This window comes from Parasedimentitalea marina (assembly GCF_004006175.1).
GTDB lineage: Bacteria > Pseudomonadota > Alphaproteobacteria > Rhodobacterales > Rhodobacteraceae > Parasedimentitalea > Parasedimentitalea marina.
In genome coordinates, this window is the sequence record NZ_CP033219.1 from 2685655 (window position 1) to 2711225 (window position 25571).

The 25571-nt window shown below is 51.6% G+C and carries 23 protein-coding genes and 1 pseudogene; 16 read left to right on the forward strand and 8 right to left on the reverse strand.

The window, feature by feature from the left end:
- Positions 1-184: 184 nt before the first annotated feature.
- Together EBB79_RS12945 and EBB79_RS12950 are read right to left on the reverse strand one after the other, a co-directional pair.
- Positions 185-2422: an ATP-binding protein gene (locus EBB79_RS12945; protein ID WP_127749275.1), complete on the reverse strand. Its 2238-nt coding sequence runs from the start codon at positions 2420-2422 to the stop codon at positions 185-187.
- A gap of 71 nt (positions 2423-2493) precedes the next feature.
- Positions 2494-3270 (reverse strand): substrate-binding periplasmic protein, encoded by a 777-nt coding sequence (locus tag EBB79_RS12950; protein WP_127749276.1) that lies wholly within the window; start codon positions 3268-3270, stop codon positions 2494-2496.
- Between the two features lie 1718 nt (positions 3271-4988).
- Here EBB79_RS12950 and EBB79_RS12955 point away from each other — a divergent pair.
- The gene (locus tag EBB79_RS12955; protein ID WP_164860804.1) at positions 4989-5597 is read left to right on the forward strand and encodes a response regulator; all 609 of its coding nucleotides are present in this window, start codon (positions 4989-4991) and stop codon (positions 5595-5597) included.
- Between the two features lie 16 nt (positions 5598-5613).
- Here the strand turns inward: EBB79_RS12955 and EBB79_RS12960 are convergent, their stop codons facing one another.
- Entirely contained in the window at positions 5614-7332 is a 1719-nt protein-coding gene (locus EBB79_RS12960; RefSeq protein WP_127749278.1) for an ATP-binding response regulator, read from the reverse strand.
- A 614-nt stretch (positions 7333-7946) separates the two neighbouring features.
- Here EBB79_RS12960 and EBB79_RS25660 point away from each other — a divergent pair.
- On the forward strand, positions 7947-8219 hold the full coding sequence (locus EBB79_RS25660; RefSeq protein WP_420850411.1) for a PAN domain-containing protein: 273 nt from the start codon (positions 7947-7949) through the stop codon (positions 8217-8219).
- An 8-nt stretch (positions 8220-8227) separates the two neighbouring features.
- Complete coding sequence (locus EBB79_RS12970; protein WP_127749280.1) at positions 8228-8767, forward strand: hypothetical protein; 540 nt, start codon at positions 8228-8230, stop codon at positions 8765-8767.
- Between the two features lie 467 nt (positions 8768-9234).
- On the opposite strand, the pseudogene EBB79_RS12975 reads toward EBB79_RS12970, so the two are convergent.
- From EBB79_RS12975 to EBB79_RS12985, 3 genes and pseudogenes are all read right to left on the reverse strand, one after another.
- Positions 9235-9800: pseudogene (locus tag EBB79_RS12975) on the reverse strand (tyrosine-type recombinase/integrase).
- A 268-nt stretch (positions 9801-10068) separates the two neighbouring features.
- Entirely contained in the window at positions 10069-10272 is a 204-nt protein-coding gene (locus tag EBB79_RS12980; protein ID WP_127749281.1) for a DUF2783 domain-containing protein, read from the reverse strand.
- Positions 10269-11876 (reverse strand): FAD-dependent monooxygenase, encoded by a 1608-nt coding sequence (locus EBB79_RS12985; protein WP_127749282.1) that lies wholly within the window; start codon positions 11874-11876, stop codon positions 10269-10271. Before EBB79_RS12985 ends, EBB79_RS12980 begins: the two co-directional genes overlap by 4 nt.
- 71 nt (positions 11877-11947) lie before the next feature.
- Between EBB79_RS12985 and EBB79_RS12990 the strand changes: the two genes are divergently transcribed.
- Together EBB79_RS12990 and EBB79_RS12995 are read left to right on the forward strand one after the other, a co-directional pair.
- Positions 11948-12664 carry a helix-turn-helix transcriptional regulator gene (locus tag EBB79_RS12990; protein WP_127749283.1) on the forward strand — a complete coding sequence of 239 codons (717 nt, stop codon included), beginning with the start codon at positions 11948-11950 and terminating at the stop codon, positions 12662-12664.
- A 474-nt stretch (positions 12665-13138) separates the two neighbouring features.
- Positions 13139-13411, forward strand: a complete 273-nt coding sequence (locus EBB79_RS12995; protein ID WP_238704900.1) for a hypothetical protein — start codon at positions 13139-13141, stop codon at positions 13409-13411.
- An 853-nt stretch (positions 13412-14264) separates the two neighbouring features.
- Here the strand turns inward: EBB79_RS12995 and EBB79_RS13000 are convergent.
- Positions 14265-14843: a hypothetical protein gene (locus EBB79_RS13000; RefSeq protein ID WP_127749284.1), complete on the reverse strand. Its 579-nt coding sequence runs from the start codon at positions 14841-14843 to the stop codon at positions 14265-14267.
- An 807-nt stretch (positions 14844-15650) separates the two neighbouring features.
- Here EBB79_RS13000 and EBB79_RS13005 point away from each other — a divergent pair.
- The 3 genes from EBB79_RS13005 to EBB79_RS13010 are packed head-to-tail and all read left to right on the forward strand — an operon-like array spanning position 15651 to position 17010.
- Positions 15651-16367, forward strand: coding sequence for a hypothetical protein (locus EBB79_RS13005; protein ID WP_127749285.1), 717 nt, complete (start codon positions 15651-15653; stop codon positions 16365-16367).
- Between the two features lie 3 nt (positions 16368-16370).
- On the forward strand, positions 16371-16697 hold the full coding sequence (locus EBB79_RS24880) for a hypothetical protein (protein ID WP_238704901.1): 327 nt from the start codon (positions 16371-16373) through the stop codon (positions 16695-16697).
- The gene (locus tag EBB79_RS13010) at positions 16690-17010 is read left to right on the forward strand and encodes a hypothetical protein (protein ID WP_127749286.1); all 321 of its coding nucleotides are present in this window, start codon (positions 16690-16692) and stop codon (positions 17008-17010) included. The genes EBB79_RS24880 and EBB79_RS13010 overlap by 8 nt, the downstream gene beginning before the upstream one ends.
- A gap of 702 nt (positions 17011-17712) precedes the next feature.
- Here the strand turns inward: EBB79_RS13010 and EBB79_RS13015 are convergent.
- A complete protein-coding gene (locus EBB79_RS13015) occupies positions 17713-18183 on the reverse strand; it encodes a helix-turn-helix domain-containing protein (RefSeq protein WP_238704902.1) in 471 nt (156 codons plus the stop codon).
- 654 nt (positions 18184-18837) lie between these two features.
- Here EBB79_RS13015 and EBB79_RS13020 point away from each other — a divergent pair.
- The 8 genes from EBB79_RS13020 (at position 18838) to EBB79_RS13055 (ending at position 25509) form a co-directional block, all read left to right on the forward strand.
- Positions 18838-19269, forward strand: a complete 432-nt coding sequence (locus EBB79_RS13020; protein WP_127749287.1) for a hypothetical protein — start codon at positions 18838-18840, stop codon at positions 19267-19269.
- Between the two features lie 23 nt (positions 19270-19292).
- The gene (locus tag EBB79_RS13025; protein WP_127749288.1) at positions 19293-20201 is read left to right on the forward strand and encodes a ParB/RepB/Spo0J family partition protein; all 909 of its coding nucleotides are present in this window, start codon (positions 19293-19295) and stop codon (positions 20199-20201) included.
- 4 nt (positions 20202-20205) lie between these two features.
- Complete coding sequence (locus EBB79_RS13030; RefSeq protein WP_127749289.1) at positions 20206-22335, forward strand: transposase domain-containing protein; 2130 nt, start codon at positions 20206-20208, stop codon at positions 22333-22335.
- Between the two features lie 65 nt (positions 22336-22400).
- The gene (locus EBB79_RS13035) at positions 22401-23147 is read left to right on the forward strand and encodes an AAA family ATPase (protein ID WP_164860805.1); all 747 of its coding nucleotides are present in this window, start codon (positions 22401-22403) and stop codon (positions 23145-23147) included.
- Complete coding sequence (locus EBB79_RS13040) at positions 23144-24022, forward strand: hypothetical protein (RefSeq protein ID WP_127749291.1); 879 nt, start codon at positions 23144-23146, stop codon at positions 24020-24022. The genes EBB79_RS13035 and EBB79_RS13040 overlap by 4 nt, the downstream gene beginning before the upstream one ends.
- A complete protein-coding gene (locus tag EBB79_RS13045) occupies positions 24019-24408 on the forward strand; it encodes a hypothetical protein (RefSeq protein ID WP_127749292.1) in 390 nt (129 codons plus the stop codon). The genes EBB79_RS13040 and EBB79_RS13045 overlap by 4 nt, the downstream gene beginning before the upstream one ends.
- Complete coding sequence (locus EBB79_RS13050) at positions 24398-24904, forward strand: helix-turn-helix domain-containing protein (protein ID WP_127749293.1); 507 nt, start codon at positions 24398-24400, stop codon at positions 24902-24904. Before EBB79_RS13045 ends, EBB79_RS13050 begins: the two co-directional genes overlap by 11 nt.
- Positions 24901-25509, forward strand: a complete 609-nt coding sequence (locus EBB79_RS13055) for a DUF3164 family protein (RefSeq protein WP_127749294.1) — start codon at positions 24901-24903, stop codon at positions 25507-25509. The genes EBB79_RS13050 and EBB79_RS13055 overlap by 4 nt, the downstream gene beginning before the upstream one ends.
- Positions 25510-25571: the final 62 nt, after the last annotated feature.

A 25571-nucleotide genomic window follows, 5' to 3' on the forward strand; every position in this document is an offset into this window, starting at 1 on the left:
CGGCCGGTTCCAGCCCAAAGCAGACCAGTTGCCTAGTACATATCAACTGGTCTGGTCATGCAGAAAGGCCGGCGAACGAACGTTTTCTGAAGTCGATAAAGACGGCAGCTTTGAGTCGAAATTGGTTGTTCACAACAGCGCCAGCTTTCAATTTATCCGTCACAATCACAGTTGCGAAGGATACTTAAGAAGGATGAATTTTCATCATTTGAGATCCGCTTTTATCGACATCACCACTAACTTCAGCCACTGCGCTCAAGAGAGCTTTTCTTCGAAACGGTTTGCGCAAGAATGAGGTGCATGAATCCCATGATGGAGATAAATCTGTCGGAAAGTTCGAATGACCTGATGTGAAGATGCCCTTTAAATCCGGATCTAAAGACTTAGCATGCTTAAATAACTCATGCCCTTGTAGGTTGCCCGGCATGGCAACATCTGTAATCAATAGGTCAAATTTCTGACTCTTTGAAAAAATTTCTGCTGCTTCATCGCCGCTCTTTGCAATCAGAACTTCAAACCCAGATTGAGTAAGAAAAGTTGCCATTTTTGCAAGTAGCACCGGCTCATCTTCGACCAACAGAATACTGCGTGTACTGGCCCTACCTTTTTCCACAACCTCTTGATTGCGGCGCTCGGCATTCCGTTCGCTATGAAACACCCTATAGTAGAGCGTGAATGTCGTGCCCTCGTTGACCACACTATTGACTGTTACATGACCGCCAAACTGTTTGGTGAAGCTCATTACCATTGCCAAGCCTAGCCCAGTACCTACCCCTGCCGATTTTGTTGTGAAGAAAGGATCGAAAATTTTTGCAATTTTTGACTTGGGTATTCCCGATCCAGTGTCCTGTACGCTAACCGACACATATTCTCCCGGTGAAATACCTTGATCGACAAGCTCTCTGTCTGCTGTACCCACGCAGATATTACGAGCCGAGATTGTTATTCTTCCCCCATCATCCATCGCATCCCTGGCGTTGATGATCAGGTTAAGAAGAGTTGTGACAGCTATGCTTTCATCGGCACTTATTCTCCAAATACTGCTGGGTATGTCATCGAAGACTTCAATATTGTCGGGAAGCACCCGCCTGACCCATCGCAATATACTATTGGCAACATCATGGTAATTAACCGATTTAACTTGAACATCTTCAGCATGTGAAAACGAGAGCATATTCTGGGTCAGATCCGCCCCTCGTTCAGCAGCTTCCAGTACAACATCAATTTCCTTTAAATGAGTTGCGTCTTCGATAATCTCTTGTAGGAACTCCAACTGGAACATGATGACGGCTAGGATGTTGTTAAAGTCATGCGCGATGCCTCCGGCGAGGTTTCCAACCAATTCCATTTTCTGGGTTTGACGCAGTTTTTCTTCTAGAAAATTGATCCGGCTGACGTCTTGAACGACGACATCAACAATGGCGGTCTCTGACTCATCTGTCCACCGAACCTGAAAAGCCCGGCGAAGTTTTCGAGTTTCAAACTTTTCAGTTTCAATTTCAATGACTTCTTCATATTGAGCGTTCCCGCCCCTTTCATGAAAGTTCTCCAACGTCATGCAACTGACCTTGATCACCCCCTCCCAAAGAGTGGCGATCTGTTCAGTATTCTCTCCCTGGTGGCCGACACCGTGAAGGTCCGAGAAGTTCTCGTCAAACGATACGATTTCGCGACTTTCAGGATTAACAATACAGCTGGCCAGCCCTGTAATCCGCACTGCGTTTTGCAACCTAATTTGGGCATCACCTGCACGTTTTTCTTCGGTAATGTAATTCTCTCGGAGACCGTTAAATGAGTCTAGCAGTATTGCAATTTCATGAGGCGGATCATCGACTGAAACATAGAGTTCGTTAATGCGACCACGCGTAGACCTGATTTGGTGAGATATTTCCGCCATCGGTCGGATAAATTCCCGCCAGATCAATGCCAGTATCAAGGCACCCACCGCCAATATTCCAACCGCCAGAATCGATACTTCCTGAAGTAGTAACCGCGGTTGCGTCAGGCTATTTTCTTGAATGCGCCGCCCAAATCGGATCATTCCAAAATCTTCTGAGCTATGCGCATCAGGAGAACGAAGGGGTAGTTCATTTACCAACAGTCCGTCTTCTTCAATCGCCTCACCGACGATCAGATTGAACCCCGCTTGGTCCCGCACTTCGATCCAGGCATAGCTATCAATAGCAACCAAGTTCCTTACAGTCTCGGCAACTGAATCTCGATCCAAACTCCACAGTTGGTTTTGTATCGTTTTCGCGATCAGCTCGTTATCGTTACTGAAGCTCTCTTTGGAGTTTTCAATTCGACGACTGGAATCGAAATACAAAATAATCAGTATCGACACCGTCGCTAATAAAGCGATGGGAACAATCACCAGAAAAACCGACCTAAAGAAAATCGATTTTCTTTTTAAAAATGTCACAGCCAATTTCTAACGCCCCAATTTATAGGCGAAAATGACCTCTATGATTATGGTGAATCTCTTCATTTTCGTCACTCCCAGTCCATCACGCTGTACTTGGAAAGGATCTCATCTAACTCACCCGAGCGCCTCATCTTGTTCAGAGTTTCGTCAAAAATAAGGGCATATTCTTTTGAAAAAGGGCTATTGGGTGTGAATCCAATATAGAAAGGCACCTGCGTTAAACAGCCAGCATTTTCCAGTTTTTCACTGGCTTCCGCATTGTTTAAGAAAAACTCAGTGATCAATCTGTCCTGAACGATTGCATCGACTCTGCCCAGTCTGACAAGGCCAACTAATCGTTCCATCATTCCAATTTCACTGCCCGTCAGCGAAATTTTATTCTCGGGCTTGCTCTCAAAAAACGCATCTAATTCCCCATAGGAATAACCGGAAACAGTGCCGATAACAATTTCTGACAAGTCATCTATTTTAGTATACTTCCAAGTGGCACCGTCTTTTACAAAAAAACAGTTTTGTGTTTTTCCAATTGGCTCTTCTGGAAATACAAGACTCGGGGCTTCGTCTTGATATAATCCGACCAGTGCATCAACGGTTCCCTGTTCGACCATGTTAATTTGTCTGAGGAAGGGAGCGGATCTGTAAGTAATTGAGTGCCCCATCTTTTCGAATACTTTATTGACGATCTCCACGCTAAAACCGGGAGTTTCAACGTTAACGACGCCAGATTCTTCGAAAATATATGGTCTCCAGTCTCCCGTTGCGAATACCAGTTCTTCCGAAATTAGAGAACTAGGCACTGCGCACATAAATCCCAGAAACATACTCGAGCTGAGTGTTTTCAGCATAACTATCGCTCCTCGAAACGCTGAATTTATCAACAGGCCGTTTAGCAGTTCCACCACGCGAGATTAGGAAATAGCAATTGGCGACCAGAGGATCATTACGTAGCTCAGTATCTTCGTAAGTCTAACGTAAAATCGGACCTACCCATCGAACCAAACATCGCGAAATGGGTTCTTGGATTTCTTTCAAGCCAATGAACTAAAAGGTCAGATCAGTTCAATGATCGGAAAGGGCTTTAGTCGTCTGTGTCACAAGATTTCTTGAATACCTTCAAAGGGACACACTACGCCGTCGTCGTATTGCCCATTCGGTCGTTTGTGGCTCAATTTGTCACTGCGTTGCAGCGATTTTTTCTTCCGGTAGTCGTGTCCAAATTATTTTTTTGAAGGTCGACCTCCGGAGGCCATCACAAGGAAAAATATGAACCCCACTCTTGTAGCAACAGGGAAGTCCGCTTTTGGGTGAAGCGGTCATTCACCGCAATCTCAATTAGGATCAGCTATGGGCCGATCGCACCCAGGCTAGCATATAGTGATCCCGACTTTGCAAAGTCCGCTCCCTGCGCATTGCTGCCATTGGTGCTGGTTACGTCTAATGGCCGGTCCCAGCCCTTCTACGACATTCACGCTGAGTGCAGCATGACGCGGTATATGGGGAACTAAGTGCGGCGAGCCACCATTCGCTGCGACAGGTGCCAAAATCTGCTGAGCGGGGGCGAGTTCAATGCAGTCTTGAAATGTTTAGGGACGCGGAAAATAGAGATCATGTAAGACCCCAAGCATGAGAGCAACACCAAGGATGAACCCGCCCAAAATGATCGGGAGGAAGACACCGCTGAGAAAACTCATGCCCTCAATGCGTGTTCGAAGATTAGTTTTCCGAACCTGAAACACAGGGGCTTTAGGTTTGAGAGCTAGTGGATGTAAATGGTGCGCCAAGCAGTGGGCGGTTGTCGTGAACAGTTGATAAACGATAAGGCTACCCACGATAGTATAGGTCCAAAATCCGGCGTCATGGGTTTTGATGACGAAGATATATATGATGAATAAAAGGGCCAATACGCCGACTGTTAACGTGTAACCAATGTGGGACAACGGAATTATTTCAACGCTGTTGTCACAAGTGTTACATTGATATCTGATCACTGAATTGTAGCGATCCCATGTTTTCGATACAGCCTTCATTCTAGCGGTGTCACTACAGGTACACTGTCTATCTTGGCAGTTGGGATGCATGGCTGTGTCCTTATTCCTAAACCGCATTGGACCTTTGGGTGATTTTGCACCGTTTGCGGTGCTGCAGGCCCGTAACTAAGGCCCAAAGCCATACTATCAGCCACAGTATTAATCCGAAAAACGCTAGAAAAACGGTGCGAACCAGAATGAAAGCCGCAAGCGAAAGGGTGAGCTGAATGAAGCTGTTAAAGAATTTCTTCATCAGCAGAGAGCCCAGACCGGGAATCATCAAATTGCAAATAATCCCGATCAACCCAATAGCCTCTCTTGGAGCTTCAGCCCACTAAACCCCAAGCTCAGATCCATTGGCTCTAGATGATCGTGGATTTTTTTACAGTTAACTTATAGTAAACGTGGAGCCGGGAATATTAGGACATTTGCACTAAGGACGTGTCCAGTATCGTTGGCTTCGTTTTAGCACAGGAATAGCTTTAACAGTCGGTAAGTATTGGAGGGTGGAAAAGAGATTTGATATGACGAAAGACATGATCATTGTTGCCGACGACCACCCAATTTTCCGCGAGGGAATGACGAGGATCATTCGTCGCGTCCTGCCAGGGACGATCCTGGAAGCGGCCGAATTTGGATCTCTCTTGAGCCACATAGAAGATGACAACCATCCGACCCTTCTAATTTTGGATTTGGTTTTTCCAGGTTTTGACGGGGCAAATTCCGTCGGGCATCTGCGGCAAAAATGTTCGCAATCTGCAATCATCGTGGTCTCGATGAACGAAGACCCAAAAATAGCGCGCTCAATGTTAGCGGCGGGGGCAAATGGGTATATTTCAAAATCGGTCCTTCCTGAGCAAATTCAAAAAGCCATCGCAGATGTTTTGGACGGCGAGGTTGTCATGCTGCTAGAAGCTCAGCCAGAAAACGACCTCGAAAAACCGGACGTCACCTTGGGTCTGTCGCCCCGCCATATCGACCTACTAGTACGCCTTGGTCAGGGCAAATCCAATAAAGAGATTGCCAGAGAACTCGATATTTCGCCTTTCACCGTGCGGGCACATATGTCTGCCCTCTTCAAAAAACTGGATGTCTCAACCCGGGCAAGTGCCGCTGCAATTGCTGCGCTCAATGGATTGGTCTAAGTGGGGAATAGGCCGTTTACCGCATCGCCAAAAGCGTTGAGCGCAACTCACGAGGTGAAACAGGTTTGAGAAGTGTCCAGTGCCCGGCCGTCTTGGCGGAGAATTCAAGTTCGGGCGTTAAGGTTCCAGAGATGATAAGCGTCGGGATTTTTTGGTCGTAATGCTCGATAATTTTCTGTGCCAGCTCAAGACCGTTGTTCTCGATGTTCAGGTGCATATCGCTGATCACCACGTCCGGTGCAGTTTTGGGGAAGCTCAGTGAATGCGGCTCGATTGCAACGACCTCATAGTTCCACTTTAATAATAGCAACTGCAATCCCGCAAGTATCTGCGGGTTGTCATCTATTACCATAATCGTCTGGTTTTTCGGTTGAGCATGGGCGCCTGAAACTATGCTCTGTTCCAGATCGATCGGCTTGTCGACAACCTTCAGGTCGCACAGCGCAAGATGGGAACCACGGCTTTCTATTGATTGCAGTTCAATCGAAAAATCCAAAAGTTTCGCCGTTCTGGCGACAATCGCCAACCCAAGGCCAAGCCCTTCTACGCGATTTGGTCCCTCCGGATTGCCGCGCTCAAACTCACAAAAGACCCGTGATTGCAACTCTTCAGACATGCCAGAACCCTGGTCTAGAACTTCCACTGAAACACAATCGTGGCGCCGACGTACTCCAACCAAAACCCGTTTCCCTCTTGAGTAATTAACGGCGTTGAAAACTAGATTTTGCAAAATAGAAGTCAACAATGCCTTGTCTGTTTCGACCCATACAGAGGTAGCAACATGCGCTAATTCCGTTTTGTGCTCCCTCGCTTCGGGTCGAGCCTGACGCACCACTTGCTCGATGACATCGTTGAGTTCAAAGACACTAATGTCCTCTTGAATGGCGCCGGTTTCAAGCGAGGTGATATTAAGCAATGATTTGAAGAGATTGGCTAAATTGTCAACTGAGGTATCTATGGTGTCGAGTATTTTCCTACCCTCTTCATTTATAGATTGGTCTCGCAAGCATTCAGAGAGCAAACCAATTGCATGGATGGGTTGGCGCAAATCATGATTAGCTTGGACGAGAAATTGTGTCTTAGCCAAATTGGCTGCGTTTGCCTCTTGTGCTGCGCGCTCAAACTTCTGCGCAAGATCCAAATTTTCTACCTTTGTCGCGAGATAATCAGAGAGCTCTTCACTGGTATCATTGGCCAGCCGACACAGCATACCCATGAAAATCAACACCAAAATCCCAAGCAGGATGTAGTCTCCTCCCAACATGAAAATGCGCAGAGCAAGTAGGCCCGTGAAAGGGATGACATAAACATAAAATGAGAACCGAAAAATCCCCAAGGAGCGTGAGGCCGAGGCACAGGCACCAGCAACAATGGCCATTTGAATAGAAAAATGAGCGGGGTTTTCAACATCCAGACCAAGAGCGACAAACAGTCCCCAACTTAAACCCACAACGGCAAAAAGCCTATGCAGACGTATTTGCCATGCGGAAAGATCAAAATCAGTAGTCGATGTTTTTGGCACGGATTTCGTGAGCTGGTGAAGCAAAATGGGGGTTCCAAAGATCTCCCATGTCGCCCAAACGACCAGCACAAAAACGGGTAAAACATCCCACGCCAGATAGGTCAGAACTATAAATGACGCGATATGACCGAAATAGATCTTAGCAGGTGCACGTGCAAAAAGTTTTGCCCGGTCCTCGGTGTAATCACTGGGGGGAATGCGCAATATTGCCAAATGGGTCTCCAATCCAGAGCGCCATCCTACTTGGGTAGGCCTTCAAGGCAACTAGTACATTTACCCTAATATGTTGGTCGACAAATTCGTCGTAGGAACGTGTCAGCGAGCCTCTGAAAGAGAAAAGAAAGATCCAATATGTCAAACTCAATTAGAACAAAGACAAACGCAATAATGGTTGCATCCGCCTTGGCTATTGGCGGTGTGTTTGCAGCGAGTGCAGCAAGTGCACAAGGGGATTTGTACTATATGCATAACGCAAGCGCCTTTTATGTTTGGTCAGACCTTCCTAGATGTGAAATCGATTTGGCGCGCAGTGGCAACACATGTGTTTCCTGGGGAAGCAGCAAATGTGGACGCAAAGTTTGGGCCACTGTGGCGACCACAAACGTTGCACGTGATAAGTTGGGGCGCAATGACGCCGTGGTTTTGAGGCATACCAACGGCAATTCCGAATTTTGTAGACTAGAACCATGATCAGCTTATCGTCAATAAGGTCGGCCGCGGTTTTGGCGTTGACACTGCTCGCAACACAGTCCGCTACAGCAGGATGTGCCTTTTCAAAGGCACCTGCTGCAGGCGAATATGGTGGATTTACATTTTATCGAGGCTTGATGCACCAAAAAGACCCAGAGACAGGCAAGACCTTGGATGCAAATCGAGCCGTCACTGTCGGGCATATCTCAGATTGTGCACAGGTCTGTCTGAACGATCCAGCCTGTACGGGCGTTACCTACCGACGTACAACGGTAGGGCAATGCCTGACCTACGCTGGGTATGATTTTGAAACTGGTCGTCCTATGGGATTGGCCATTTCGTACTCGTCCGAAATCAAAGCAACCTCGGCACTCGTTCGCGCTTGGTTTCAAGGTCCGACATGCCAATAGGATCATCTATGAAACAGAACTCCCCCATCATTCGTTGGATCGGCAGACTTGCCAGCCTGAGTTTGATTGCTGTGCTGGTAACTGGCAGCACAGCATTGGCGCAGTCATGGAAAGCCATTGAAAGTAGAAACCCGATGGGACTTCACTCGCTGTCCCTTTCTGTGCAAAAGCATGAATTCGCCTTGCAAATTGGTTGCGATGAATCGGGACAAGAGACCCGTCAGTTGAAAATGATGTTTTTTGGGCCGGCACTGCCGCGCCTCTATGGCACCGACGGCCAAACCGAAACTCTCTTGCTACATTTTACCCAGGCCTCGGAACCTTCCTACACATTTGAATGGGACGTCTACTATTTTGATGGTGGTCCCGGCGATCAAGCCTGGATCGGCGACCTCACTGTAAATGAGTATTTCTTGCACGAATTCTCACAGGCCATCGATATAGATATCTTGAATTCAGACTTAGAATTGATCTACCGCTTCCCTGCAAAAGGCACTGGCGCGGGCGTCAAGGATATTTGGCAGGTCTGCGGGATTGGCTCAGAATAGCGGGTTCAACGGATTTTGGACCAGCAAGATAAGCTCGAAGTACATCGCGGAATTCTTAGATATTTCCGTCGTTCTCGCAAAAGAAAGATAGACTATCCCGAGCCTTCTAGGCGCTGATAGATATGTAAAATCTGCCGTTTGTTCGAACCGCAGTTAATGTCCACAGTTGCTCTCAGTGTAGTATTCCATTTCTATCCTGGGCTAGGAGTTAACGTTAGACGGGTTTTGCAGGAACGGCCGCAATGGGCCGTTCATGTCCTATCAAGGCGAGCCGCGGCCAGACTTTGCAAGTGCCGCTAACTGCACATTGCTGCCGTTGATGCTGGCTACAGCGAATGGCGGCATTCCACCCTTCAGGCTGAAATGTGCCTGGTGCGGCATTGACCTCAAATGTAGCTAGATCCGGTAGTATTCTGCGTCTCACATGAAAGTCTTGAGTGGGCCGACTGTGAAATCGGCCCAACGTGCTAGATTTCAACGGCTTCAGATATTGCCAGAGCGTCTTCCAGCTCAACACCGAGGTATCTGACTGTGCTGTCCATCTTTGTGTGGCCAAGCAAAAGCTGAACCGCACGTAGGTTTCCCGTCTTCTTATAGATCTGCGAAACCTTGGTCCGGCGCATCGAATGCGTTCCGTAAGCGCTTGGCTCAAGCCCAATGGGTTTAACCCATTCACAAACCAGTCGCGCATATTGGCGTGTCGATATGTGCAAGCGTTCGTGGAACCGCCCCGGCCACAAATACCTGGACCCAATCATCATGGGTTCGTCCATCCAGCGTAGGAGCGATTGTCGCGTTCTCTCAGTGACCTCAAATCGGACTGGCATTTGGGTTTTTATCTGGAGGATCGACGCGCGCTCTTTGACTTGTCCAGCCGCAAAAACGTCAGATCGCGGTGGTTGTTCGCGATCTCCAAGCGAGCGCGAATTGCCCAGACATGTTTGGGCAGAAGCGGTTTCTTTTGTCCAACAATGCGCCCCCTGTTCCATGCCGGGCGGCTAGACCAAATGGCGGGCAAATGTAGTGTTTGCATGATGGTTTCTCCAGTCCTCCACGCCCATCCACACCGCCAACCGGACGTTGACACAGCTGTCTAACACGGGCGGGGAAGGCGGCGCAGTGTAAGCCCGGGTACTGCACCTTACACATTTCGATCTAAAGGAGGGGGCGGACCTTCGCTGCGGTCATCCCTAACGGCAGCAATGCGCAGATAACGACCTTTGCAAAGACTGGCCGCCTCCCCGAAGCGGACGTTCGGTAGCCTAAATACGTTGGCCACTTTGGAGCCTTCCCCACAGTGTTTACAGCTCTGAAGAGACACAGTCTGAAGCATTGATATGACTGCCAGCCTCGCGAACTAAGTCGTGAACACGACCTGCATCATCGATTTCATGAGAGAGTAGCAAAGCTAGCTTCGCGAGAAACAACTCGGACTTGTCCGGGCCTACAGAATCAAGGCTTGCCGCAAGAGTGTCATACACGCGTTCCAAATCAGTCGGGGTCATAGCGAAACTCCTGCCAGTGCATATTTCAGTCCAAGCTCGATAGCGTTGGCTTTGGCCTCAAACCAACGTGCTGCGATATGCAGATCCGGGCGCACCAGGTACGCGCTTGACCTACCTGCCGAAAGCAACTTGGCGGCTTCCGAGCCGGTATCAACGACAATGATATCAACGCTGGGAAAATCCATATTCTTGGCAAGACTTTCATCAAATATTATCAACGAAAAACCTTCACCCAAAGTTTCCGACAGGTAGCCATCGCCCTGTCGTGCCTCGGGCAACACAGCTCCTGCGGGAGGGCCGCCGGAAAACGCGGGATCGTCAGCGCTGACCACCGGGCTGTCGGCATAAGTATAGGGAGTCATTTGGCGTGGGTTTGCCAATTCCCCAGCAAATGAGTGGCTGAGCGCAAGGTTCAGGGCCGCGTTTCGCATCACTTCCCAACCGCGCGTAGGCGGTGTCATGAACCGTGCTGATTTGGTCGCATTTGAAAACACATCCAACGTGGCGCCACGACGTTCCGGCGTATAGCTGTCAAGCAATGCGGCTCCCGCTTTGCCTTGCATCACCCAGGCAAGTTTCCACGCAATATTTTGTGCGTCCGCCAATCCGTTGTTCAGCCCACGTACGCCGAAAATTGGCACAACATGCGCAGAGTCGCCGATAAAGAAAATCCGCCCATCGCGGTAGTCGTCCAAGGCGAGGGTATTAGCAGAATAGACACTCCACCATTCCAATTCCCAATCACCATCATAGCCAACCTCCTTCAAAACGGAGGAGACAGAAGCACGCACTGTGCTTTCCGTCATGGCGTCAGCCTCATCCTCGTTATCGGCCAATTGGTAATCAATCCGCCAGATATTATCCGGCTGTTTGTGAATCAGGATGGTTGCCCCCCGTCTACAATCGGGATCAAACAACGCTCGGCGAATGGTTGGATAGTCATGTGACATTTGCACATCTGCTATTACATACCGCCCCTCGTAGTTTTCTCCTTTGAGACGCAGTCCACGCATCTGGCGCACTTGGCTGCGCGCCCCATCCGCAGCCAACACGTAGCTTGCATCAAGCGCGTAGCTACCATGGGGATCTGTCACTTCAAGTTTGACGCCCTCATCAATATCCCCAACACGCACGACTCTGCTTCGCCAGCGCGTCTCGATCAGGGGGTTGCGCTCAACCGCATCCCACAGAAACTGCTCGATATATTGTTGTTGAAGGTTGTACATCGGGCGGTATTTTTCTTGATCACCATCAGGCATCTGGAATTCCAGAATTTGTTTGCCTCGGTAAAAACTACGCCCGGTGGTCCACCCCAACGATTTTTGCAAAAAAGGTGCGACGGCACCGATGCGATCAAGAATATAAAAACTTGATCGCGCCACACATATTGCTCGGCTGCCATCATTGAACGTCGGCTTTGCGTCGAAAACGACCGACGCTACGCCCTCGCGGGCAAGGGCAAGTGCCGCCGTCATTCCAATGGGTCCAGCCCCGACGATAGCAACTGGGGCAGGGTCTGCCAGGCCAGCCCGTTCGGTTGGCGCATCAAAATGCGGGTAAGTAAAATAGAGTGAATCTGTTTCGCTACGTCCTGCGGGTCTCATGGCATTCTCCAGTAATTCCCCTTCAGACTAAGAAGATATGCGAACAACGTCTGTCCCCTTTAGGAGGGGACATGTTATGGACCCTCATGACCTCGACAGCCCACTATATAGACCTCTGCCTCGCTCGTTTGGGGACAGACACCTTCGCTCAGGCTTTTTGCGACTTCGTTGAGAGACTCGGCACCGATCAAATCATGGTGTTTTCTATCGAAAAACGCCAGGCAACTTGCCTGATGTCTCGCCATTTTAGCCAAACCGCATTGGCCAATGAACTTGCGGCGATGTACCTTGATGGTTGGTACAGAAACGACCCGCTTTTGCCTGAGTTGTTGGCATCCTCGCCCGGTACAGTAACTCTTCGTTCCCTAGATGATGTATCAAAGGACATGGATGCCGAATACCGCCAAAAATTCTTTGACACACCAGGCCTTCTTACCAAAACAACCCTGCTTGGTGTGGGAAGCGATTTGCGGCTCTTCATTAGCCTTTATCAAACGGGAACCTCAACAGCCCCGCTTGATCCTGACTTATTTGTATTGGTAGGCCGGCTCGCACTATTGCATTTCGAACAGCAAGTCGGATCCGACGCACCAGCACTACTGGATGTTCTCAGCACGCGTGAACGCACAGTTTGCCTCGGTATCTTGGCAGGCCAGAAAACGGAACTTATCGCTGCTAATATTGGCGTCGCACCCTCTACCGTCGTGACCTACCGAAAACGCGCCTACAGCAAACTCGGTATAAGCTCGCGTGCCAGCCTATTTGCTCTGTGCCGCACGTCATCATGAACGTCGACTATCATAGTGAAAGGTTTCGGTCCTGGGTCTGAAAAGGGCTGGAACCGGCCATTAGACAGGTTTTGCATAGATGGCGGCTTTGGACCGTTACTCCAGTTGGATCAACAACAGTAATGATGGCAAGGTCCGCAGGCGAGATGGGAACAGACCGACGGCACGCCATTTGGACCGCGCATGCAGTCACCCTGCCCCGGTATGCCAGACTAGAGTTGGCTTTTGGAGCGAATCCTGAGCATCCCGGAAGGTAAGCGCTATACCCCGTTTTATGACGCAGCTCCCGCAAATAGCTGTGGGTGTCTGCGGCTTAGCCCCGCCGAAAATTTGGCAGTATGGTCGCTGTTCCACTGACCACCTTTATCTAGCTGAATGCCTTGGTCTCGCCCGATGACAAGGCGGCAGTGACTGGGCTGATGCACACTTTCTCTCGCGAGTACCGTGACCTTGAACACTTGATAAGGCCACGCGATGACCACTCCTGACCCGCCCCACCCAAAACCAACAGCCCAAGTTGAACTTTACTTCGAGGTCCTGGGCCTGGACGACACTCTCCGGTTTTTAGAAGCCTTCGGTGGCACCGAAATCTATATTGCAGGCAACCCCGGAACCCACTCCAGCGTCGTTGCTGTGGTGGGGTACGACAAGGCCAAGGCGTTGACGGAAAATCTCACCGGTTACAACCTCGTGTCCCTCTGGCCAAAAAGTGGCGGGCCCGCGCGTAAAAAGCCCAGAGTTTGTTAACGGATCAGGTCGCGCGCAAACTCTGTGTGACCGATGTGGCAGTACGGAATTGGCTGAGGGCGGACGCGAACAAGGAAGCTGCCCGCTGAGATTGCCCCCCCCCCTGGCCTCCCATTCAATGCTTCAACCCGTCTTCGATGTTTCGCGACAACGGCGTTCAAAGACGGTTTAAAGACGCGTTCAAACCACCGATTTGAACGGTTTGCCCGCTGTTAGGAGACACTTGATACTGCAGTAACCGGAAGAGCCCAGAGGATGCCGGAAGAACCCGGATAGAACCTTACAAACAAGGGGTTTTGTGACGGTGGGCCGCATCCTGGGTAGGTTTGATGGGTGTCCTTCAAAACAGCTTAAAACGGGCATTTAACGCCGTATGTCCAATATTGAGACATCAAACTTTGCAAATTACCCTGTCCTCCGTGAGAGCCTTATATTTAGGGTTGATCGGCCATTCTAACCGTCTCGGCACCCTACCAAGTGAGCGTCTTCCTAGGGACGGAACTGGGAAATCCTGCGCCAAGTTTATTCACGACTTCCCGGAAAAGGATTAGTTGATAATAATCAAAGAGATATATGCATTTGATAAGTTCCGTTGCGTGCAGGAAGTGGGAAGCGTTTTTGGGGAGAACTGACACATGGTGCCCCCGTCTGGGATCCGAGAACGGCACCAGTTTCGTACACTTTCTTCCGATACCGCCCCTTCGCCGCGTCCAGCACCAACGGCAGCTATGCGCAGATTGCTACCTTTGCAAAGTTTGGCCCGTTTTCCGACAGCGGCCTTTCGTGTCGCGTGCGGCGAAAGCCGGGTGAGAGCCCTTTCTGACAGATGCTGCGGAGCTCACGAATGTCTGCTTCAGCAAGCTTCGGCCTCTCCCACTAAATCAGTTTCACCTGCCATCAAAAAAATGAAATCAATTTTGCTGTCATATGAAAGTACAAAGCGGACGGGTTGACTGCGCTCAGTTCTGCTTTCAACAACTCGCAGATATTTTTCGTTTCGATCACCGCACTGTTTTATTGCCGCCAATCTTCCTTGTGAAACCTCGGCGTCTGCCCACGTGTTGAAGGCATCTATTACTTGACCATAGTTAATGGTGTCGCCGCGACCTTCTGCGGCCAGGCTATGCCACTGAACTTGGCATCCATAAAAGTTGCCTTCATAGGTATTTAAGTCAGACAGCGATACATGCGCATCGAATGGCATCCATGCGCGTCCTGTTGTTGCTCCGATGCTGAGGGCTGTATCTCTGGGCAACGGGTCTAAACCGTTTCCGTTTATAGTCTGCTCATCCAATAATGATGGTACACATCTATCAAAAAACAGCTCGGACATCCAAAGGGCGGGAATGTTCTGTTCGTCGGCGTAGACGGTGCTCACAGAGAACGCCAGAATGACCCCCCACGGAATTTTCAAATATTTGGCAGAAATCATTTGAATTGGCCCCTACTTGTAATGTCACCCGGCAAGTGCCGTAGCTGGCTTTACTGGGCATCTCTCGGTTGAGGCTCAACTATAAAGCAGACCTTGAGTACGAAGTCACGAGTGTCGGCTTTGTCCGCATTCTGTGAACTCGCGACCCGCGCAGCGAAGGTCTGCTGTCGCAAATTAGCATAGACGACCGTGGGTCCGATTCGGGCTGACTGCTGCCGTTAGACGCGGCCACCACCAACGGCAGCTCTACGCAGAAAGCACCCTTTGCAAAGTCTGGCCGCGACTTGCCGTGATATGACGTGAACGGCCCAGACCGGACCTTCGAACGGTCCGCAGCCAACTGCTGGTCAGAGCACAAACTCACTGATGCCGTACTTTGCACCAATATCCGCTTCGGTGCGCAAGTCATGAAGGCTTTTGCACCAGGGCTTTAGTGTGGGGCAGTGGGCGCTGGTTGTAGTGATGCACAATCAGGCGTTTTCGCGCGTATTCGGTCGTTTATCTTGGGGAGTCAACATCGTCCAGACAAGGCGTGAGTTGCTCATCTCTAGTCGCTTCCCTTCCTTCGTCTCTCCCAAGTCTTCGCTGTCAGTCTGGTCCAAGACTTCAAACGGTTGCCGGTTGACCACGTGATTTCCGAAATGCAGCTTGAAAATGCTCCCAGAGTGATGTCGCCCGTTACTGTTTCATCGACGTTCTTTACCACTAGCGCGGTGTGTGTAGGATTTTAGTGTAAAGCGCATGACTTTATTGCCCTCTGTGGTTTGGTTTAGGTGCGCTTGATCCAACAACCAGGGAGAGCATAACATGGGGTGTAATTCAGAGCAAGTTGAGCTAACATCTACAAAGACACCAGAACAGATGCCTTGTATTGATAGAGTGAGGATCGAGATGTTTCGACGTCAATTTGTGTTTTTAACGCTTTTTAGTGGACTATTTTCGGGTTCGTTGGCGAATGCACAGCGATGCGATGGCGGGCAAGTAATTTTCCTAATAAACCCAAATCAAAGTAGAGCGGCAAGCGCTCTGCTGGAAGGGGCAATGGAGGCAGCGGGCGATCAGGATGTTTTACATTGCAATCCAAAAATCGAATACATCGAAATAGGCAACTCCTTTGGAGGAGTGCTTAACGTACTCGATAGAACGTCAAAAGAGTTTGATAACGCGGTGGTTGTTGGAGCCTTTGGTGAGGGTATTGGTCGGAAGTATGCCGCACAGTATCCGAATATTGCTTACTTGGACGTTCTGCCAAGTGGAATAAATGTCAGCGCCAGTACTGAAAACTACTATGCATTAAGAGCTGATGGCTTTGGAAGTTGGGACGTTGACTTTCGAAAACAAGGCATTGCTGCTATGGACTTGTCAGTTGCAATGGCGAATTCGTTTTATCAAAACGAAAATGGTTCGGTACACAATAGGCCGTTCGCGCCCAGCATATTTGGAGACCAACTCGAAGGAGCCATAAACTCCTACGAAATAGATACATATACAAATGAGGTTAAGGTTATTGGAGGTCGCAATTAGAAGATGGCGGATTCTGTTGGGAAGGATTTATTAGGGCCTGTGATCACTATGATCGGTTGGATGACTCCAATCGTTATTGGACTAATAGCTATTGGTCGCAATCCATCTATCTCTACTGAGATAGCTGGGCAAATTTGGTATAGTATGTTTGCTTTTTTAGTAATTTATGCCTGTGCAATCTCGCATATAGTAATTTGCGCGATCGATATTTGGGGGCGTCGCACTCCACCAGTAAGCCCGTTTTTTTCCTTTCTTGCAACTTTCATGCTATTTTCGATGTCAGTGATATATTGGATAGCAATTTTTCTGATTGGGTTTGCAAATGACTGAATTGCTTTCACCAGACCACCGGTATGAATTGCTGCGCTTTAATGGACTAAGGGTATACCTTGAGGATCAAGGTAAGAGAAATGTTTTTACTGAAGTAATAGTTTCGTTCAGGGACGACAATCAACAATCGACTGAATTTCTCAACCCACATTTTCAAGTTGAAGTAATAAAAGGGTACCTACTTTTCTATGGAGATGATTTGAAGGATTTGGTGAACCAAATTTTTCCGCAAGCCTCAGATTCCGATAAAGAAAATGTTATGGAGATGATTGCCAGATACTACATTGATGTCGTTGATGGCCACATCCAATAATTTCCCCTTAGAAAGGCGTTCTGGGTTTCTCTCGGTCTGCAAAATCATAGGGCCATAATAACTATCTGAGGGAACCCTAAAGGCGCTTGGACCAACTTGGCATCCAAACTCTAAGCCGACATTGGCGCCGGTGCAGCGAATTGGTGCTTTGTCCGCAGTTTGCCAGTTCATGGGCGGCGCAGCGAACGGCGGCATCCCGCCTTTCTTGCTTCAGACGTCCCCCGTGCTGCATTGCGCACCAATGTCTTAGAAGGGCTGGAAGCAGCCGTTAGACGGGCTTGGCGCGAACGGCGGATTTGGGCCAAGTGCTCCAGTTGGACTGACAACAGCGGCCTATATTGTCCGGCACCCTGGTCGCTCGTGACAATCGCAGTGAATGGCTGCTAAGCATTTCCTATAACTGCGGAGCAATCTGGCGGCTGCAGGAAACCGCCTCCAAGAACTAATAAGAACACTTTCAAAAATCGCTCGGTAAAAATCGTTAGCGTTACATTTTACACCAATCACATCGCCCATATTTTTAGGCCCCTCGAAATGCATAGAGGTAGGGACATTTCAATAAAATTAGGCAATAAGAATATGAACGAACAACCAATAAACGCCATGGATTTGCTAAATATCGTAGCATTGGTCGAAGCTTTGGAAAAGACACAGCCGGGCTGGGGCATTGAACAATTTCGCAAGGCAGTAGCCCGAGTAAAACTACTCGGGGCGAGCGCTCTGCAATAGGCGACTGACCAAGCCGGCTTCTCTCTCAGATAGAGTGGACGCTGCTTCAACGACTTCCCGCATTTCCTTGTTGGAGGTCGTACTCGAAAATAGGAAGACCGGATCAATATTTGCAATTCTGCAAATCGTCAGAATTTTATCGACTGTAGGATTGATCCGCCCGTTCAGCATCCTACTGACATATTCCCCGTTAAAACCAGCCTCCACTGACAGCGCCTTGTAGCTAAGGCGCCGGTCATCAATCGCTTGTTTCAAGCGTTCTCGCCAAGCATCTTCTGGCTGTGCATCTATCTTGGGGTCACTTTTCATCTGGCCATTGTGGCATGGAAATATAGTTCCCGCAAATGGAAATAAAGATCCTGACAGCACCGAGCTGAATACATCAAGTGGTTTTATATGTCTAGTTTCTTGAATTAACTGTTGTCTTGTTAGACTTATATGCATATCCTCCATACCTGAATGGAGGACTGATGACAGGCAAGACCAACATTAGACAATTAAGCGGCCTACAGTTTGCCGCCTTCTTGAAAACGGAGATGGCACACCGCAATGCTGGCCTAGGTAGGCTCACCTATGAAAAACTGGGCAGAGCTTGCGGCGTTTCGGGAAAACGCCTTAGGCAACTTGCCGACGAAAAAAACGCAGGCAATCCTTCGGCACTTACAATCAGACTCGTACTTTTCACATTGGGTTATGAGGTTGACAGCCCAGAACACGACGTGGTTCCGCACCTTCAAGACAAGGGTGCGTATTCCGAGGGTATCCATGGAAAAACTCGCCAAAGATCGGGGGCCTCCAACGCACCGCCGACTCAGAGGGTTTCATGACCTTCACCCACACTCACTCCCGATCCAACCACGCCCCTGCTCGGGCCCGGTTGGACAACTCTCCCGGTGGCCATGGGGATGCGCCACTGGGGGCTTTTTATTCACGCCCAACACTCGCGGAGACGGGCCCCAACCATTGCACATTACTGCAGAGACGCTGGGGCCGACGCGCTTGGCTTGGCACCGCCCTTTTCTGGCTCGGCGAGATCCTCGGCGCGGCCTCACTTTTCATAATCATGATTATTGGACTTTTTGCAGGAGACATTTTTCGATGAGTTTTGAACAGCAATGTCAGGCCATGGCGACAGCGCCAATGACCGCGCCAGAACGCCTATCCGGCTTGATAGAAGCCGCTGCCAGGCACACACGCCTCGCGGCCCTCAGAGCGGATCTGACAGAGCAACTGACCTCAGTGAAATCCGGGTCTGCATCCGCAGAGAGTATTGCCCACGATCTCGACGACACAGTCGAAGCAGAATGCCTGGCACAGGAAAAGGTGACCGCTTGGGCCACAGCATTATTAAACGACCGAACGCTTGCCGACTGCCAGCGTTTCCTCGCTAACCGCGACCAGTTCCAGAAGGCTGTTGAGCGGGAAAAACTGGCGCGTACACGACCAAAAGATCGCACTAGGTTCACTGCGCTCTGGAACCGTCTTGTCGGCAATCGCAAGGCCGCCCAGGCCCCCTCCCCGACCCGCTAAATTTTCATTTAGGAGCATCCCCCATGCGTCCCCCACGCCTGATTGAAGTTAAAGACATACCACTTGAAGAGATTGACACATCGAACCGGTTGCGCCCGGTGTCTGAAACGGCAGTTAAAAGCCTGTCACACTCGATTGAGACCCAAGGTCTGATGTCCGAGATCCAAGTCCGCAAAGTCAAGAAAACCGGCAAGCTGCGGCTGATTGCCGGCGGTCACCGGATGGCAGCGTTTCGCGCCCTGGGCCGCACTGAAATTCCCGCCAAGGTCTGGGACTGTACAGATGACTGGGCAATGCTGGCAGAGATTGACGATAACCTTGCCCATGCCGAGCTTAACACTTTGGATTTGGCAGTATTCCTTGCCCGTCGCAAAGAAGTATATGAGCGGGCCTATCCTGAGACAAAAGCAGCAACCGGGGCAGACTTGGTCGCAAAACGTTGGGATACGGCGGACAACATGTCCGTCGTATCATTTGTAACCGCAACAGCCGACAAAATGGGCGTCGACGAGCGCACAATTCGACGGCTTGTTGCTGCGGGCCGGTCCCTTGGCCCCCGCGAGATCCAAGAGCTACGGGACGCCCCAAAGAGGGTGTCCCTTTCCGACCTGCAGACAATTGCCAAGTGCGGATCAACAACGGATCGGTATGACATTTGCCGCGCCCTGGGCGATGGTACCGCCAAGTCCGCCAAGGAGGTTTTGGCCCGTAAGAAAGCCCCCGGCGCTACGGTAAAAGACCCCGTTGAGAAAGCCCATGGCAAGATCAGTGACGCCTATACACGGGCACCAAAAGAAGCCCGCCGGCGGTTTGCCGATGAACACCGCGACGAGTTGCTGGAGCTATTAGGCGCAGACGTCCCAACTGTGAGCGACGAGACCCCCGAAACAGACGCCGAAATCCTCCCATTCAACTCAAAACGGGCGGGTTGATCCGATGGGCATTATTGAACCCAAACAAATCTGGTGGACGGCAGAGGAGCTGGCCAAGGCTGGTCTGCCGGAATTGCCGGGCAGCAAGCGCGGCATAAACTCGATTGCCGAGCGTCAGGAATGGCGGTCCATTGAAGGTTGCGCCAAGCGCAAAGTCGGGCGCGGCGGTGGCTGGATGTATCATTGGTCTCTGTTACCATTGGCGGCGCGGCTCAAGCTGTTGAAAGAGGCCGCCTCGATCCCCGACGCGCGCCCGGATCGGGGGGTTGCCTGGGCAACGTTTGATCGCTTGCCCGAGAGCGTCAAGGCAAAGGCCAAATCGCGGCTGGCCACCCTTCAAATTGTCAACACTCTGCACTTTACCGGCGTGACCCATGTTTACGCGGTTGCCGAGGCCGCGCGCCAGTGTGGATCGTCGCCTCGCAGTCTCTACAACTGGCTTGAGTTGATCGAAGGCATCCCCCCAGAGGACCACCTGGCCTATCTGGTGCCGCGCAATCGCCTAGCGATACGAAAGCCCATCAAAGCACCCAGCAACCAAGCGTTTATGGACTATTTGAAGAGCCTTTACTTGCGCCTTGAGCAGCCGACTTATGCCCAGTGCTATCGGCTGGCGTGCAAGAAGGCCGGGCAAGAAGCCTGGGAGGTATTGGCCAGTAAGACGGCACAGCGCCGTTTGAACGCAGAAGTGCCCCGTGTCTCACAGGTCTTTTGGCGCGAAGGCGTCAACGGTTTGATGCGCTGTTACCCAGCACAGATCCGCGACAGATCGGCCTTGACCGCCCTAGAAGCCGTCAACGCTGACTGCCACAAGATCGACGTCTTTGTTGAGTGGCCAGACGGCACCATAAACCGGCCGCAGATTGTGGCGTTTCAGGACTTATACTCAGGCAAGATCCTGTCCTGGCGGGTGGATCATGATCCAAACAAAGTCATGGTTATGGCTGCCTTTGGGGAAATGGTTGAGAACTGGGGTATTCCACGGCGCTGCCTTTTCGACAATGGACGGGAGTTTGCCAACAAGTGGATGACGGCGGGTGCGCCAACCCGGTTCCGGTTCAAGATCTGTGATGACGATCCTAAAGGCGTCTTGCCGCTCTTGGGCATTCAGATGCACTGGGCAACCCCGGCCCATGGCCAGGCTAAGCCAATTGAGCGGGCGTTTCGCGATCTTGCCAGCGACGTGGCCAAAGACCCGCGCTTTGCCGGGGCCTATGTCGGCAACCGCCCGGGCGCCAAGCCTGAGAACTACATGAGCCGCGCCATAAAAGCGGCTGAGTTTATAGATGCTCTTGAAGGTGGCATTCTTGAACACAACGCCCGCCCCGGTCGGAAATCCCCCACCGCCAAAGGCCGCTCATTTGATGAGACCTTTGAAGAGAGCTATGCGATTGCGCCCATTCAGAAGGCTACTGAGGAACAACGCCGCCTTTGGATGATGGGGCAAGCCAGCGCCAAGCTGCACAAAAACAGCGGCCAACTGACCTTCCACGGCAACGTCTATCACTGCGATTGGATGAGCCAGGACGCCGGTCGCAAGATCATTGTCAGGTTTAACCCCGAGGATCTGCACAGCGGCGTCCACATATATGGCCCCGAGGGCGACTATCTTGGCTTTGCCGAGTGCCAGCAAAAGGTCGGCTTCTTTGATCTTGAAGGCGCGCGGTCCACCGCCCGCCGCCGTCGCCAGATTGTCAAAGCTGAGAAGGCCCTGCGCGATCTGCACCGACCAGTATCAATCGACCAAATTGCGGCCGATATGAACAAGACCCGCGCCAAGACCAGCCCCCTGATGGAAGCCAAAGTGGTGACAGGGATGTTCCCAAAGCAGCCTCAGGTGAAGACGTTTCAGGATCACACGAACCGAGACGCGACGGACGCACGGGACGCTTTGATCCTGGAATATTCCACCAAGAAACCGGAGCGCGCCTCAGAAGCGTTTGAAGTCGCAAGAACCCCGGATGGCCGGTTCAAACAGGTTCAGGACATTCAAAAGCGCCAGAAAGCCGGAACGCCAATTGGCACCCGCGAAGCGGCCTGGTTGGAAGGCTTCCTGAACCACCCCGAATATGAGGGCCTGTTGGCCGTCAAGCAGAGCATTGGCCGAAACACCGGAAACAAAACTGGCCGGTAGCTTCAAAAAGAAACGCCGCCTGGATGACCCCCAAAGCGACGACAAGCAGTGAACGAGGAGTGAGCATGTCATACCTATCAGAAATCGGCAACGCCGTCAGGCCGCTGACCAACGTGGCCAAAATGGCTGGGCTGCTCAAAGAGCTGCAGAGTCGCACCTGGGGCGCACCAGGCTTTGGGGTGTTTCATGGGCCGCCCGGATACGGAAAGACCTTTGGGGCCATTTTCTGCGCTGATCAATTGGATGCTATCCATTTGGCGGTCCAAAGCGAATGGAGCAAAAAATTCTTCCTGCAGCAGCTGTTGCGCGAGCTTGGCCGCCCGATCAAAGGGACGGTGCCAGAGCTGGTCCAGATGGCAAATGAAGCGCTGGCGATAGATGCGCGACCGCTGATCATTGATGAGGCCGATTACCTGATCTCAAAGGGGATTTTGAATATCGTCCGTGACCTGCACGACGGGTCACAAATTCCCATCTTGCTGATCGGCATGGAAAACTTCCCCCAGCTTCTGAACAGACACGATCAATTCAAAAGCCGGGTGCTGTCCTGGTCCGAGGCCCTGCCCGCCGACATGACTGACGCCCGCCACCTGGCGGATATGGTTTCCCCTCCGGGCATCACCCTTCAGGACGATCTGTTGGCGATCATTCGAGAGCGTCACACCGGCAACGCGCGTTGGATCGTTAAAGAGGTCTCCCACGTCTGCAGCGAGGCCAAGAAACTGGGCTTGGTCGATATTTCCAAAGCCACGTGGGGTGGTTTGGACTTTATGCGCGACACCGCGCCGGTTCCGAGGGGTGGCTTGAAGTGATCGAAGTGCATGTCAGACACGGCGTTGAGCAGGAATTGCTGGACTTCATGCGCTCACAGTTGCGGTTTACCGAGCTGGATGTCGCCACCCACTGCTCAGCCAAAGACACTGTGCGCGACCGGTTCCTGCAGATGATGCGAGAGATTGGCGCTATCGTTCCTTGTGGCAGTGACGGTCGCCAGCACTTCCTGACCACCTGGGGTGAAGCTGAAGCCGCGAACATCGAAGCTCTGGCAAAAGCTGGGTCTCTGTCCGACAAGACGCCCCATGCCCGGCTGCTCGACCTGATAGAGATCGCAAGCACCGAGGGCGTGCACGTCGATATTCCAACCTGGACACCACGCAGCCCAGAGGAAGCGAAGATCTGGCGTTATATCGCCAAGCGCCCTTACTTCACCGCTGCGGATGTTGAAGCGGTTTTCCCACTGGACCCCATCATGCGGACGGGCTTCCTGCGCAGGCTGAAGGCCGCAAAGGTTATTCGGTTTTGGGGCCGTGACGGCGCCAAGGTCTATTATACAACGCAATCAGCCAGGGACGGCCGGAATACGGCGCGCGACCTGCGCGCCACAGTCGAGGGTGCGATCTGGACCGCTATTCGGATCAAGAAACGGTTCCGGCCCAATGACCTGCTCACGGCCCTGCGCCAGTCTCGCCAGGACATCACGATGGGTGATGTAACACGATACTGCCGCACGCTAACGCTGGCTGGCTTTATCAAGCCGCCAAAGCCAACGGCCAGGATCACTGGCGACACCCCGTTGCTGCTGATCAACAACGCCGGTCCCCTGCCCCCACAAAAGCGCAGCATGACGGTGATCGTCGATCCGAACGAAGACAAAATCGTCTACTCACCGATGGGACAATTCCAATGAGCAACCGCTTGATCATAGCGCAAGACGGCTGGGGCGAGATCATTCCTGATTGGATCGAGGTGCTCATCCGCGAATGTGACCAGACCTCCCAAAACCGCGTGGCCAAGCGGCTGGACCTCAGCGCCGCCGTCGTTAGCCAGTCCATTCGCAACAGCTATGCCGGCAACCTGTCGCGCATCGAAAGCACTGTCCGCGATACCTACATGAACGCCCCGGTGGACTGCCCGGCGCTTGGCGGCAAAGTCGAAAGCCCAACCTGTCTGAAGTGGCGTCGCCGCGCCGACAAGTTGGAATCGTCAAGCCCAATGCGGGTGATGATGTTCAACGCCTGTCGCGCCTGCCCGCGCTATCGCAGCCAAGCCGAGGGAGACGACGATGATGTTTAAAGGCAATCAAGATCCGCAGAAGCTGCGCGATGTTCTGGGCGCGAACCTCAGACGGCTGACCAAGGGGTTAAAAATCACTCAAGTGGCCCGTGATCTGGACATACACCGCACCCAGTTCAACCGCTACCTCCGCGGCGAAAGTTTCCCAGGTCCTGAGTTGCTGGCACGGATTTGTCGTCACTTCAAAGTGGACGCCAACATCATGATCCGGCCGATTGATGAGACGCCAGAGACCCCCGAACGCATCGCCCTACGCCATGCCATTCAGGCAAGTCGGTTTGATTGTGCCGGAGATTTACCGCTGACGCTGACCACTTTGCGCGCGTTTCGCTCAACGGAAACCGCCCGTTTCATTCTGGCCCAAAGTGCTGGCACGGTAAACGGCTGCGAGTTCGACCTGCTGGCTGAGGAAGCCGGGTTCTCTGGCCTCCCCCAGAACCCCGCCTTGATCCTTGAGGCCGCATCCAAGCCACCCCAAAACGAGGTAGTACAATGACCAATCCCCCCTCCAACCAATTCGAGCCTGCGCCGATCCCAGACGGTCGCGTCACTGCAAACGGCAATACCTACATGACGGATGCCAAGGGCGGCCTGATACCGATAGACCTGGTCAAAGCTCAGGATCAACTCCAGGACGAAACAGTGCGCAAGATAGTTAGTCACGGGCTAGCCCTCAGTGCCCAGACCTCCCGGTTCAAAGAGCATGTCTTTGACGACATCGGCTCCTTTGAAGCCATCCTGGAACAGGAATACGGATCCACCATCGGCGGCGCGAAGGGCAACAAGACGCTGATGAGCTATGACGGATTGTTCAAAGTTCAGGTTGCCGTTGCCGACAAGTTTGACTTTGGCGCGGAGCTGCAGGTCGCCAAGGGCATTGTGGATGAATGCCTGAATGAGTGGTCTGCCGATGCGCCGGTCGAATTGCGGGCCATCGTGACCAACGCCTTCAACACCGACAAAGAAGGTCAGATCAATCGGGCTGAGATCTTCAAGTTGTTGCACCTGGAGATCCAGGATGAGCGCTGGCAGCGCGCCATGACAGCCATTCGCGATGCCATGCGAGTGGTTGGCACCGCCACTTATGTGCGCTGCTACTAGCGCCCGGCTCCTGATGCCAAGTGGCAGCACATCACCATTGATCTAGCCAAAGCCTGAAGGGG